Raw genomic sequence first — 13,841 nt, forward strand, 5'->3', positions numbered from 1 at the left:
TTCGCGGAGGGTCAATACTCATGACAGCGTGTGCTCCCGCTCCTGTTTCCGGCTTCTTTTCCGGCGGGACGCCGGAGTGTCCGCGTGAGTTCCCGGGGAGCTGTTCGAGACGCTCCAACCTCGGGCCCGTATTCCTGTGGGGTTACGTGCCCTTGTACCGATCGGTAGCAACCAAGACTGGATAGTTCCTGCCAAACGTAGCGAGGGGAACCCGTACATGACCGGCTCACGTGTCGTGGCGCTCGGCCACTATCAGCCCGCCAAGGTCCTCACCAACGACGACCTGGCGGCCATGGTCGACACGAGCGACGAGTGGATCACCAGCCGGGTCGGCATCAAGACCCGGCACGTGGGCGGCCCGGACGAACCCGTGGACGAACTGGCGGCGCACGCCGCCGCCAAGGCCCTTGCGGCGGCCGGACTGCAGCCCGCCGACATCGACATGGTCCTCGTCGCCACCTCCACGGCGATCGACCGCTCGCCTAGCATGTCCGCCCGCGTCGCCGCGCGGCTGGGGCTGGGCTCGCCGGCCGTGATGGACATCAACGTCGTCTGCTCCGGATTCACCCACGCGCTGGCGACCGCCGACCACGCGATCCGGGCCGGGGCCGCCACCCGGGCCCTCGTCATCGGGGCCGACAAGATGGGCGACATCGTCGACTGGACCGACCGCTCCTCCTGCGTCCTGATGGGCGACGGGGCGGGCGCCGCCGTCGTGGTCGCCGACCCGGCGGGCGGCGAGGCGCCCGGGATCGGTCCGGTCCTGTGGGGATCGGTGCCCGAGATGGGCAACGCCGTACGGATCGAGGGCACGCCCCCGCGCTTCGCGCAGGAAGGGCAGTCGGTCTACCGCTGGGCCACCACGCAGCTGCCGCCGATCGCCCGGAAGGTCTGCGAGCGGGCAGGGGTCACCCCCGAGGATCTCGCGGCCGTGGTGCTGCACCAGGCCAACCTGCGGATCATCGAACCCGTCGCCCGCAGGATCGGCGCGGTCAACGCCGTCATCGCCCGGGACGTGGTGGACTCGGGCAACACATCGGCCGCCTCGATCCCGATGGCCCTGTCCAAGCTGGTCGAGCGGGGGGAGGTCGAGAGCGGTGCGCCGGCCCTGCTCTTCGGCTTCGGCGGAAACCTTTCGTACGCGGGTCAGGTGATCCGCTGCCCCTGAGGCCCCCGTCGTGGCATTGTGCTCGGTAGACTGTAGGCGATAAGCAATTGCCCGGGCGCCCGGAGGGGGACCGCGATGTTGTCCGCAGGACTGCCGCAAGGAACGGTGCCGAAGCTGGAGCGGCCGGGACCGTTGCGCGAGCGTGTGTACGAGGCGTTGCTCGAACTGATCACCACGCGCGCCCTCAGCCCCGGCCAGCACCTCGTCGAGAGCGAGCTGGCCGGCCATCTGGGGGTGTCGCGGCAGCCGGTGCGCGAGGCGCTCCAGCGGCTGAACACCGAGGGCTGGGTCGATCTGCGCCCCGCCCAGGGCGCGTTCGTCCATGAGCCCACGGAGGAGGAGGCGGACCAGCTGCTCTCGGTCCGCACCCTGCTGGAGGCCGAGGCCGCCCGGCTCGCCGCCGCCCACTCCGGGCGGCCGGGAATCGAGGCGCTGGAGGAGCTGTGCTCCAAGGGGGAGCAGGCCGTTGCCGCCGACGACGTGGATCTCGCCGTCGCGACAAACGCCGCGTTCCACGCCAAGGTCATGGAACTGGCGGGCAATGTCGTCCTGTCCGAGCTCGCCGGACAGGTGGACCGCCGGGTCCGCTGGTACTACACACCGGTGGCCCGGCAGCGCGGGACCCAGTCCTGGATCGAGCACCGCGAGCTGATCGCGGCGATCGCGTCCAGGGACGAGCAGCGGGCGACCGAGATCATGCGGGCGCACACCGAGCACACCCGCCAGACGTACCACCGGCGCGAAAAGGACTGACCAGGGCCTGTTCTCCGCCTGTTCTCCAACTGTTTTCCGCCGGACTTCCGCCTGGATTCCGCCTGAATTTCCGACGAACGAAGGCCGGGGCCGACCACCCCGGCCTTCTTTCGTGTCCGAATCCGTTCGGCCCGCGCGGCGGAGCCTCCTGATCGCATCTTTGTCCTGAGTGTGGAGAAAGTTGGATCGGATTCATGCGCAACTTCTTCCCACTCAGGTCAACCGCTGCTACGTTCCCCTCGAAAGCCCGACGGACTGGCCGATGTGGCGGGGAGGGACGCGTGAGACGCATGACGGCACGACCCGCGAACACGCACCAGGCGCGACTGCTCAGACTGTTGCGTGACGGCGGCCCCAACTCCCGCGCACAGCTGGGCGATCAAATCGATCTCTCGCGCTCCAAACTAGCCGTCGAGGTGGACCGGCTCCTGGAGACCGGACTCGTCGTGGCCGACGGACTCGCCGCGTCCCGCGGCGGACGCCGCTCCCACAACATCCGGCTCGCTCCCGAACTGCGCTTCCTCGGCGTGGACATCGGCGCCACCTCCATCGATGTGGCCGTCACCAACGCGGAGTTGGAGGTGCTCGGCCACCTCAACCACCCCATGGACGTACGGGAAGGACCCGTCGCCGTCTTCGAGCAGGTGCTGGCGATGGCGGCCAAGCTCCGGGCGTCCGGGCTGGCCGAGCACTTCGACGGCGCGGGGATCGGCGTACCGGGACCCGTCCGCTTTCCCGAGGGCGTGCCGGTCGCGCCGCCGATCATGCCGGGCTGGGACGGCTTCCCCGTCCGCGAGGCGCTCAGCCAGGAACTGGGCTGCCCCGTCATGGTCGACAACGACGTGAACCTGATGGCACTGGGGGAACAGCACGCGGGTGTCGCCCGTTCCGTGGGCGACTTCCTCTGCGTCAAGATCGGCACGGGTATCGGCTGCGGCATCGTCGTGGGCGGCGAGGTCTACCGCGGCACGACGGGCAGCGCGGGCGACATCGGCCATATCCAGGTGGAGCCCGAAGGCCGCGCCTGCGCCTGCGGCAACCGGGGCTGCCTGGAGGCCCACTTCAGCGGCGCCGCCCTCGCCCGCGACGCCGAGGACGCGGCCAGGGCCGGGCTGTCGGCCGAGCTGGCGTCCCGGCTGGACGGGGCGGGCAGGCTCACCGCCGTCGATGTCGCCGCAGCCGCGGCGGCCGGTGATCCCACGGCTCTCGACCTGATCCGCGAAGGCGGGAACCGGGTCGGGCAGGTCATCGCCGGGCTGGTCAGCTTCTTCAACCCGGGCCTCGTCGTGATCGGCGGCGGGGTCACCGGGCTCGGCCACAATCTGCTGGCCAGCGTCCGGACCCAGGTCTACCGGCAGTCCCTGCCGCTGGCCACCGGAAATCTCCCCATCGTCCTGGGCGAGCTGGGGCCCGTCGCCGGGGTGACCGGCGCGGCCAGGCTCATCAGCGACCACCTCTTCTCACCGGCCTGATGTCCGGGCCGGTGCGCCGTACGGCAGGCGTTCCGCGACCACCTCGCTGACCGGCCCGCCGTATCCGCCAGAGCACCACCACAGCTCCGCCCGCAGCACCGCACCGCAGTTCCTCCGCACCCGCCAGAGCACAGCGCCTCCGCCCGCAGGACCGCACCGCACCGCAGCTCCGCCCGCAGGACCGCACCGCACCGCAGCTCCGCCCGCAGGACCGCACCGCACCCGCACGAGCACCGCAGTACCACCTTCGCAGTTCCGTCAGCAGTACGGCACCGCCGGCACTGCCCCCTGCCCGCTCACCGGCCCTCCCCCAGCCTCTCGGCCCTCGCCGAGCAGGGGAGACCCCATTCGCCGAGGGGATTCGTCATGGCACCAGAACCACCTCTGCTCACGATGTCCGGCATCACCAAGTCGTTCCCCGGAGTGCGCGCCCTCGACGGCGTGGACCTGGAGGTGCAGGCCGGCGAAGTCCACTGCCTCCTCGGCCAGAACGGCGCGGGCAAGTCCACCCTCATCAAGGTGCTGGCCGGGGCCCATCAGCCCGACGGCGGCGCGATCACCTGGCGCGGCGACGCCGTCCAGCTCTCCTCGCCGATCACCGCGATGCGCCTGGGCATCGCCACGATCTATCAGGAACTCGACCTGGTCGAGGGCCTGTCGGTCGCCGAGAACGTCTTCCTCGGGCACGAACCCACCAGCGCGGGCTTCGTCGTCCGCACCCGCGAGGCCCGCACCGGGGCCGCCGCGCTCCTGAAGCGCCTCGGGCACCCGGAGATCGACCCCGCCCGTGCGGTGGGTGAACTGTCCGCCGCCCACCAGCAGATCGTCTCCATGGCCCGCGCGCTCTCCCACGACGTACGCCTCATCGTCATGGACGAGCCGTCCGCCGCGCTGGACCCGGACGAGGTCGACAACCTCTTCCGCATCGTCGACGGGCTCACCGCCGACGGTGTGGCCGTCGTCTACATCTCGCACCGGCTGGAGGAGATCCGCCGCATCGGCGACCGGGTCACCGTCCTCAAGGACGGCCGCGCCGTCGCCGTCGGGCTCCCCGCCAAGTCCACGCCCACCCGTGACGTCGTCGCCCTGATGACCGGACGCAACGTCGAGTACGTCTTCCCCGAGCGCCCCGCGCCCGGTGCGCGGGACGCCGCCGAGCCCGTACTGAAGGTCGAAGGACTGTGCCGTGAGGGCGAGTTCGAGCCCGTGGACCTGGAGCTCAGGCCCGGCGAGATCGTCGGCCTCGCCGGACTCGTCGGCTCCGGACGCTCCGAGATCCTGGAGACCGTCTACGGTGCCCGCAGGCCGACCGGGGGCCAGGTCCTCGTCGACGGCACCCCGCTCCGCCCCGGCAGCGTCCGCGCCGCCGTGGCCGCCGGGATCGGCCTCGCGCCCGAGGAACGCAAGGCGCAGGCACTCCTGTTGACGGAATCCGTCACCCGCAACGTCTCGGTCTCCTCCCTGTCCCGCTTCGCCCGCGCGGGCTGGCTCGACCGGACGGCCGAGCGCAAGGCGGCGAGGGCAGCCACCCAAGAGCTGTCCCTGCGCCCCGACAACCCGGACGCCGCCGTCCGTACCCTCTCCGGCGGCAACCAGCAGAAGGCGGTCCTGGCCCGCTGGCTGCTGCGCGGCTGCCGGGTCCTGCTGCTCGACGAACCCACCCGCGGCGTCGACGTCGGCGCCCGCGCCGAGCTCTACGCCGTGATCCGCCGGCTGGCCGACGAAGGCCTCGCCGTCCTGCTCGTCTCCAGTGAAGTGCCCGAAGTGCTGGGCCTCGCCGACCGGGTGCTGGTGCTCCGGGAAGGCCGGGTCGTACACACGGCCGACGCCAGGGAACTCGACGAGCACCGTGTCCTCGACCTCGTCATGGAAGGGAGCCCGACGACATGACACAGCCCGCACCGTCGGCGCAGCACCACGGGCCGGAGAAGGGGACCGTGACCGGCCCCGCAGCCGCGCCGTCCTCGAAGCAGGGCGGTGGCCTGCGCGCACTCGGCCTGCGCGCCGATGTCCGCAACCTGTCGCTGCTCGGTGTCCTCGCCGTCCTGATAGCCGTCGGCGGCATCACCGAACCGGACGCGTTCCTGGACACCGGGAACCTCCAGCTGATCCTTACGCAGTCCTCCGTCATCGGTGTCGTCACCGTCGGCATGACCTTCGTGATCACCAGCGGCGGGATCGACCTCTCCGTCGGCGCGATGGTCGCCCTCGCCTCCGTCTGGGCCACGACCCTCGCCACCCAGGAGTACGGTTTCGCGGGCATCCTCTTCACCGCGGTGGTCGTCGGGCTCGCCGCCGGACTCGTCAACGGGCTGCTCATCGCCTACGGCGGCATGGTCCCCTTCATCGCGACGCTCGCCATGCTCGCCTCGGCGCGCGGCCTCGCCCTCCAGATCACCGACGGCAAGACGCAGATCGTCACCGTCCAGTCGGTCCTGGACCTCGGACTGCCCGACAGCTACGTCCTGGGCATCCCGCCGCTGGTCCTCGTCTTCGCCGCGGTCACCGTGGCCGGCTGGCTGATCCTGAACCGGACGACCTTCGGGCGCCGTACGGTCGCCGTCGGAGGCAACGCGGAGGCGGCCAGGCTCGCCGGCATCGACGTACGCCGACAGCGCCTCTACCTGTACCTGCTCTCCGGCCTGTGCTGCGGCATCGCCGCCTTCATGCTCGTCATCCTGTCGGGATCGGGCCAGAACACCAACGGCAACCTGTACGAGCTCGACGCCATCGCCGCGGCGATCATCGGAGGCACCCTCCTCAGCGGCGGCCGGGGCACCATCGTCGGCTCCGTACTCGGGGTCCTGGTCTTCACCACGATCACCAACATCTTCGCTCTGAACAACCTCCAGAGCGATGTCCAGCAGATCGCCAAGGGCGCCATCATCGTCGCCGCCGTCCTCGTCCAGCGGCGCACGCTGCGCGGCGGGGAGACCTGAGCACCTCTTCCGTAGCAGAGCACCGATCACCCACCCGCTGTTCCGTATGCGCCACACCGGATGAAGGGTTCGACAGCCATGCCAGAAACCAGCCGCAGAGGACTGCTCTTCGGCACCGCGGCCGTCTCCGCGGGAGCCTTCCTCACCGCCTGTACCAGCAACGAGCCCAAGGAGGCGTCGGCCGCACAGAGCAACCAGCCCGCCGCCGACGACAAGCCGGGCACGCCCGTCACCATCGGATTCGCGGGACCGCAGGCCGACCACGGATGGCTCAACGCCATCAATGTCAACGCCAAGTCGCGGGCCGAGAAGTACTCCGAGGTGACGCTGGAGATCACCGAGGGATCCAACGACACCGCCGCCCAGATCGGCCAGGTCAAGACCCTCATCAACAAGAAGGTCGACGTCCTCGTCATCCTCCCCGCCGACGGCAAGGCCCTCACCCAGGTCGGGCTCGAGGCCATGAAGGCCGGCATCCCCGTCGTCAACCTGGACCGCATCTTCGCCTCGCCCCAGGCCTACCGCTGCTGGGTCGGCGGCGACAACTACGGCATGGGGCTCAACGCCGGGCACTACATCGGCGAGCAGCTCAAGGACAAGGCGAACGCCAAGGTCGTCGAGCTCGCGGGCATCGACAACCTGGAGCTCACCAAGCAGCGCAGCCAGGGCTTCGCGGACGCCCTGAAGAACTACTCCAACATCAAGCTGGTGGCCCGCCAGGCCGCCGACTTCACCGTGGAGTCGGGCCAGGCGAAGATGGCGCAGCTCCTCCAGGCGCAGAAGCAGTTCGACGCGCTCTGGAACCACGACGACGACCAGGGCGTGGGCGCGCTCCGGGCCATCCAGCAGGCCGGACGCGACGAGTTCATCATGGTCGGCGGTGCCGGAGCCAAGTCCGCGATGGACGCCATCAAGGCGGACAACAGCGTGCTGAAGGCCACCGTGCTCTACCCGCCCACGATGGCCGCCTCCGCCATCGACCTGGCCCGTGCGCTCGGCCAGAACAAGGGCGTCGCGGGACTCGCCGAGATGGAGATCCCGACCTCGCTGACCCTGTACTCGGCCGTGGTCACCAAGGACAACATCGACCAGTACCTGCCGACCGGCTTCAGCTGATCCCGCACCGCCGCCGACACCGAACCACCGATGAGGAGGAAGCCCGCATGGCCCGTAGGGATGAGACGGAGCAGGAGACCGAAGCACCGCCCCCCAAGGCGACGCTCGGCGTCGGCATGGTCGGATACGCCTTCATGGGCGCCGCCCACTCGCAGGGGTGGCGCACAGCGGGACACGTCTTCGACCTGCCGGTGAGACCCGCTCTCGCCGCGATCTGCGGACGCGACCGTACGGCCGTCGAGGCCGCCGCCGCCCGGCACGGCTGGGCGGCGGCGGAGACCGACTGGCGCGCCCTGATCGCCCGGGACGACGTGCAGCTGGTCGACATCTGCACACCCGGCGACAGCCATGCGGAGATCGCCATCGCGGCCCTGGAGGCGGGCAAGCACGTGCTGTGCGAGAAGCCGCTCGCCAACACGGTCGCGGAGGCGGAAGCCATGGCGGAGGCCGCCGAGCGGGCCGCCGCCCGCGGCCAGGTGGCGATCGTGGGCTTCAACTACCGCAAGGTGCCCGCCCTCACCTACGCCCGCGCCCTGATCGAGGAGGGGAGGCTCGGCACCCTTCGCCATGTGCGGGCCACGTATCTCCAGGACTGGCTCGTCGATCCCGAGTCGCCGCTGACCTGGCGGCTCCAGCGCGAACACGCCGGCTCCGGAGCACTGGGGGACCTCGGGGCGCACATCGTCGACCTCGCCCAGTACCTGGCGGGAGAGCCGCTGGTGGGGGTGTCGGCGATGAGCGAGACGTTCGTACGCGAACGGCCCGTGCTCGCGGGCCCGGCCACCGGGCTCTCGGGCGCCGGGGACGGTACCGCACGGGGGGCGGTCACCGTCGACGACGCCGCGCTGTTCACGGGGCGGCTGGCATCGGGCGCCCTCGCCTCCTTCGAGGCGACCAGGATGGCCGCGGGCCGCAAGAACGCCCTCTGCCTGGAGATCAACGGGGAGCTGGGGTCGGTCGCCTTCGACCTGGAGCGGCTCAACGAGCTCTCCTTCCACGACCACACGGAACCGGCCACCTCCGCCGGCTTCCGCCGGATCCTGGTCACCGAGCCCGAGCACCCGTACCTGGAGGCGTGGTGGCCGCCGGGTCACGGCCTGGGCTACGAGCACACCTTCGTCCACCAGGCCCGTGACGTGGTGCGCACGATCACCGAAGGTCGCGCCCCGGTCCCGTCGTTCGCCGACGGGCTCCAGGTGCAGCGGGTGCTCGCCGCCGTGGAGGAGAGCGCCGCCAAGAACTCCGTCTTCACCCCGGTCCCCTTCTAGGAGGTTGCGCTCATGCCCCGTCCCTTCACTCTCTTCACCGGCCAGTGGGCCGACCTGCCCCTGGAGGAGGTCTGCCGCCTCGCCCGTGACTTCGGCTACGACGGGCTCGAACTCGCCTGCTGGGGAGATCACTTCGAGGTCGACAAGGCCCTGTCGGACCCCGGCTATCTCGACGGGCGGCGACAGCTGCTCGACAAGTACGGCCTCAAGTGCTGGGCGATCTCCAACCACTTGGTCGGCCAGGCGGTCTGCGACAGCCCGATCGACGAACGCCACCAGGGAATCCTGCCCGGCCGGATCTGGGGGGACGGGGAGCCCGAGGGTGTACGCCGTCGGGCCGCCGACGAGATCAGTAACACCGCGCGGGCGGCTGCCGCGTTCGGTGTCGACACCGTCATCGGCTTCACCGGTTCCTCCATCTGGCACCTGGTCGCCATGTTCCCGCCGGTGCCGCCGCACATGATCGAGCGCGGTTACGAGGACTTCGCGGAGCGGTGGAACCCGATCCTGGACGTCTTCGACGCGGAGGGCGTCCGCTTCGCCCACGAGGTGCACCCCAGCGAGATCGCGTACGACTACTGGACCACGCATCGCGCGCTGGAGGCCGTCGGCCACCGGCCGGCGTTCGGGCTGAACTTCGACCCGAGCCACTTCGTGTGGCAGGACCTCGATCCGGTCGGCTTCCTGTACGACTTCCGGGACCGGATCTACCACGTGGACTGCAAGGAGGCCCGCAAGCGCCTCGACGGCCGCAACGGGCGCCTCGGCTCCCACCTGCCGTGGGGCGATCCACGGCGCGGCTGGGACTTCGTCTCGGCGGGCCACGGTGACGTGCCCTGGGAGGACGTCTTCCGGATGCTGCGGTCCATCGGGTACGCGGGACCGGTGTCCGTGGAGTGGGAGGACGCGGGCATGGACCGGCTCACGGGGGCGCCCGAGGCGCTGGCCTCGCTCAAGCGGTTCGACTTCGACCCGCCGAGCGCGTCGTTCGACGCGGCGTTCGGCGGGGGCGAGTAGCCCCGGGCGAGGCCCCCGGGACCCCGGGGGCCGCGCCGCAGGACCCTCGGGGCGGAGCCCCAGGTTCCCGGGCGGGTCCGCCGCCTCCGGGCGGGCCCCCGCCCCCCAGGCCCCCGCCTGACCACCGGTTCCGGGGCCGCCGGGGCTGTTCGGCATGCCCTCGGGCGGCTTTGTCCTGGCCGGGGTAAAAGTTCGACCGACCCCCTGCGCAAGGGCTTTCCGGCAGGGACGAACACGGCTACCGTCCCAGACGTGTACACGACATGACTCGCGTCACCGGGGCACCGACAGGTCCCGGAGGCGAGCGCGGCAGTCCCCGCGCGGAACGGCAGAACGCACCCGCCCGACAACCGGCACACTCCGGAGGACGCACGTGCACATCAGCAGCAGACGGCTCCGCGCCCGAAAATCACTCGCCCTCTTCACCGGCGCACTGCTCACCGCCGCAACCCTCACCCTGGGCTCCTCGCCCGCCGCGACCGCCGAGGCGCGGACCGACGCGGCCGCGCAGGACGCCGCCGAGGACTTCCAGCAGGTCACCCTCGCCAAGGGCGCCGCCGAGACCGGCGAACCCATCTCGCTCGCGGTACTCCCCGACCGCAGCGTGCTGCACACCGCGCGCAGCGGTGAGCTGCGGATCACGGACAGCTCCGGCAACACCCGGATCTCCGGGACCATCCCCGTCTACTCGCACGACGAGGAAGGTCTCCAGGGCATCGGCGTCGACCCGGACTTCGCGGAGAACCGGGCCATCTACCTGTACTACGCGCCGCCACTGGACACCCCCGCCGGCGACGCCCCGGAGAACGGCACCGCCGCCGACTTCGAGAAGTTCGACGGAGTGAACCGGCTCTCGCGCTTCGTGCTCAACGAGGACGGCACCCTCGACAACGCCAGCGAGAAGAAGGTCCTCGACATCCCGGCCACCCGCGGCATGTGCTGCCACGTGGGCGGCGACATCGACTTCGACGCGCAGGGCAACCTCTACCTCTCGACGGGCGACGACTCCAACCCCTTCGCCTCCGACGGCTACTCGCCGCTGGACGACCGGGCCGACCGCAACCCCGCCTTCGACGCCCGCCGCACCTCGGGCAACACCAACGACCTCCGTGGCAAGATCCTCCGCATCAAGGTCGCCGAGGACGGCTCGTACACCGTCCCCGAGGGGAACCTCTTCGCCCCGGGCACCGACAAGACGCGGCCCGAGGTCTACGCGATGGGCTTCCGCAACCCCTTCCGCTTCAGCGTGGACAAGGCCACCGGCGTCCTGTACGTCGGTGACTACGGCCCCGACGCCGGCGCCGCCGACCCGAACCGAGGGCCGGCCGGGCAGGTCGAGTTCGCCCGGGTGACGAAGCCCGGCAACTTCGGCTGGCCCTTCTGCACCGGCGACAACGACCCCTTCCGCGACTACGACTTCGCGACCAAGACGTCCGGTCCGGCCTTCGACTGCGCCGCCCCGAAGAACGAGTCGCGGTACAACACCGGCCTGGTCGACCTGCCGCCCGCGCAGGCCGCCTGGATCCCGTACGACGGCGCGTCCGTTCCCGAGTTCGGCACCGGCTCCGAGTCCCCGATGGGCGGCCCCGTCTACCGCTACGACGCCGCCCTGGACTCGCCCGTGAAGTTCCCCGAGGAGTACGACGGGGACTTCTTCGCCGGAGAGTTCGGCCGGCAGTGGATCAAGCGCGTCGAGCAGGACGCAGACGGTGCCGTGCAGTCCATCAACGACATCCCGTGGACCGGGACGCAGGTGATGGACATGGCCTTCGGACCCGACGGCGCCCTCTACGTCCTGGACTACGGGCTCTCCTGGTTCGGCGGCGACGAGCACTCGGCGCTGTACCGCATCGAGAACGCCACCGGTGGCCGCTCTCCCATCGCCGAGGCCTCCTCGGACAAGACCTCCGGCGTCGCACCGCTCAAGGTGAAGTTCTCCTCGGCGGGCACCGCCGACGGTGACGGCGATGCCCTCACCTACTCCTGGGACTTCGGGGACGGCGGCACGTCCACCGCCGCCAACCCCACGTACACGTACAAGAAGAACGGCACCTACACCGCCACCGTGACGGCGAAGGACCCCACGGGCCGCACCGGCTCGGCGAGCGTGCACGTGACCGTCGGCAACACCGCGCCCACCGTCGTGCTCCAGGCCCCGCTGGACGGCAAGCTGTTCGAGTTCGGCGACGAGGTCCCCTTCAAGGTGACCGTGACCGACCCGGAGGACGGCACCATCGACTGCACCGAGGTCGAGGTCAAGTTCACCCTGGGTCATGACAGCCACGGGCACGACATCACGACCGAGCACGGCTGCGAGGGCACCATCAAGACCGCCATGGAGGGCGGCCACGACCCGAACGCCAACATCTACGGAGGCATCTCGGCCTCGTACACCGACGGCGGGGGCGGCGGACAGGCCGCGCTGACCAGCCGTGACGGGGCGAAGCTCCAGCCCCGCCACCGCCAGGCCGAGCACTTCGACGACTCCTCCGGCATCAGCACACCGAGCAAGACCAGCGCCCACGGCGGCAGGACCGTCGGGGACATCGACAACAACGACTGGATCTCCTTCGAGCCGTACATCCTGGACGGCACCACCAAGCTCACCGCCCGTACCTCATCGGCGGGTGCGGGAGGCTTCCTGGAGGTGCGGGCCGGTTCACCGACCGGCAAGATCCTCGGCTCGGCGCCGGTCCCGGTGACCGGGAGCTGGGACGCGTTCCAGGACATCGACGTGCCGCTGCGCGGCGCGCCGAAGAAGGCGACGAAGCTGTTCCTGGTCTTCAAGGGCGGAGCGGGAGCGCTGTACGACGTGGACGACTTCGAACTCTCGAACACCCCGGTGGACAGGACCGCCAAGCGCGTCCTGGTCTTCTCCAAGACGGGCGGCTTCCGCCACGACTCGATCCCCGAGGGCATCGCCGCGCTGAAGGAACTGGGCAAGGACACCAACATCACCGTCGACTCCACCGAGGAGGCAGGCCAGTTCACCACCAGCAACCTGGCGCGCTACGACGCCGTCGTCTTCCTCTCGACGACCGGTGACGTCCTCAACGCCGACCAGCAGAAGGCGTTCGAGAACTTCGTCGCCACCGGGGGCGGCTACATGGGCGTCCACGCCGCGGCCGACACGGAGTACGACTGGGAGTTCTACGGCGGGCTCGTCGGGGCCTACTTCCACTCGCACCCGCAGATCCAGCCCGCGACCGTCCGTGTGGAGAACCACGACCACCCGGCGACCGCGCACCTGGACGAGGCCTGGGACCGTACCGACGAGTGGTACAACTACCGCACCAACCCCCGGGACAAGGCCCAGGTCCTCGCCACACTGGACGAGACCACCTATACCGGCGGCAACATGAAGGGCGACCACCCGATCTCCTGGTGCCAGGCGTACCAGGGCGGGCGCTCCTTCTACACCGGCCTCGGCCACACCAAGGAGTCCTACGCCGAACCGGCCTTCCGTCAGCACCTGCTGGGCGGACTGCGCTACGCCGCCGGCCAGGTGAAGGCCAACTGCAAGCCGGACACCGGCTACCGGCCGATCTTCAACGGCAAGACCCTCGAAGGGTGGAAGCAAGCCGGCCCCGGGAAGTTCGCCGTCGTCGACGGTGAGCTGCGCACCGAGGGCGGCATGGGCCTGCTGACCTACCAGGCCAAGGAGCTGAAGTCCTATTCGCTGAAGCTCGACTGGAAGATGGAGGGTGACGACAACTCCGGCATCTTCGTCGGCTTCCCCGAGTCCGACGACCCGTGGTCCGCGGTCAACAACGGCTACGAGGTCCAGATCGACGCAACGGACGCGGCCGACCGCACGACCGGGGCCGTGTACACCTTCAAATCCGCCAACATCAAGGCCCGTGACCAGGTGCTCCGGCCGCCCGGCCAGTGGAACAGCTACGAGATCAAGGTCCAGGGCGAGCGGCTCCAGGTCTTCCTCAACGGAGTCAAGATCAACGACTTCACCAACACCGACCCGGTCCGAAGCCTCAAGAACGGCTACATCGGCCTCCAGAACCACGGGGCCGTCGACCAGGTGTCCTTCCGCGACATCCAGCTGAAGGAGCTGCCCTCCACGTAGGGCGGCCACCTCCTGCGCCGGCGGCGG

General features: G+C 70.3%; 9 protein-coding genes. All 9 read left to right on the plus strand.

The genetic code is table 11. The annotated features are described in order from the left end of the window. Window positions 1-217: 217 nt before the first annotated feature. The 9 genes from ACWCQM_RS26970 to ACWCQM_RS27010 all read left to right on the plus strand — a co-directional run bounded on the left by ACWCQM_RS26970 (window position 218) and on the right by ACWCQM_RS27010 (window position 13,814). Window positions 218-1,168, plus strand: coding sequence for a beta-ketoacyl-ACP synthase III (locus ACWCQM_RS26970; RefSeq protein WP_450917701.1), 951 nt, complete (start codon window positions 218-220; stop codon window positions 1,166-1,168). A 75-nt stretch (window positions 1,169-1,243) separates the two neighbouring features. Continuing rightward, window positions 1,244-1,921 carry a GntR family transcriptional regulator gene (locus ACWCQM_RS26975; RefSeq protein WP_450917702.1) on the plus strand — a complete coding sequence of 226 codons (678 nt, stop codon included), beginning with the start codon at window positions 1,244-1,246 and terminating at the stop codon, window positions 1,919-1,921. Between the two features lie 290 nt (window positions 1,922-2,211). Continuing rightward, window positions 2,212-3,393, plus strand: a complete 1,182-nt coding sequence (locus tag ACWCQM_RS26980; protein WP_450917703.1) for an ROK family protein — start codon at window positions 2,212-2,214, stop codon at window positions 3,391-3,393. A gap of 366 nt (window positions 3,394-3,759) precedes the next feature. Beyond that, window positions 3,760-5,283 carry a sugar ABC transporter ATP-binding protein gene (locus ACWCQM_RS26985; RefSeq protein WP_450917704.1) on the plus strand — a complete coding sequence of 508 codons (1,524 nt, stop codon included), beginning with the start codon at window positions 3,760-3,762 and terminating at the stop codon, window positions 5,281-5,283. After that, the gene (locus tag ACWCQM_RS26990) at window positions 5,280-6,332 is read left to right on the plus strand and encodes an ABC transporter permease (RefSeq protein WP_450917705.1); all 1,053 of its coding nucleotides are present in this window, start codon (window positions 5,280-5,282) and stop codon (window positions 6,330-6,332) included. The genes ACWCQM_RS26985 and ACWCQM_RS26990 overlap by 4 nt, the downstream gene beginning before the upstream one ends. Window positions 6,333-6,410: 78 nt before the next feature. Next, window positions 6,411-7,448: a substrate-binding domain-containing protein gene (locus ACWCQM_RS26995; protein WP_267078299.1), complete on the plus strand. Its 1,038-nt coding sequence runs from the start codon at window positions 6,411-6,413 to the stop codon at window positions 7,446-7,448. Between the two features lie 47 nt (window positions 7,449-7,495). Beyond that, a complete protein-coding gene (locus tag ACWCQM_RS27000; protein WP_450917706.1) occupies window positions 7,496-8,716 on the plus strand; it encodes a Gfo/Idh/MocA family protein in 1,221 nt (406 codons plus the stop codon). A 12-nt stretch (window positions 8,717-8,728) separates the two neighbouring features. Continuing rightward, complete coding sequence (locus tag ACWCQM_RS27005) at window positions 8,729-9,733, plus strand: sugar phosphate isomerase/epimerase family protein (protein ID WP_450917707.1); 1,005 nt, start codon at window positions 8,729-8,731, stop codon at window positions 9,731-9,733. Window positions 9,734-10,106: 373 nt separating this feature from the next. Continuing rightward, window positions 10,107-13,814: a ThuA domain-containing protein gene (locus ACWCQM_RS27010; RefSeq protein WP_450917708.1), complete on the plus strand. Its 3,708-nt coding sequence runs from the start codon at window positions 10,107-10,109 to the stop codon at window positions 13,812-13,814. The last annotated feature ends 27 nt before the right edge of the window (window positions 13,815-13,841 follow it).

It is taken from the genome of Streptomyces sp. NPDC002125 (assembly GCF_053593715.1).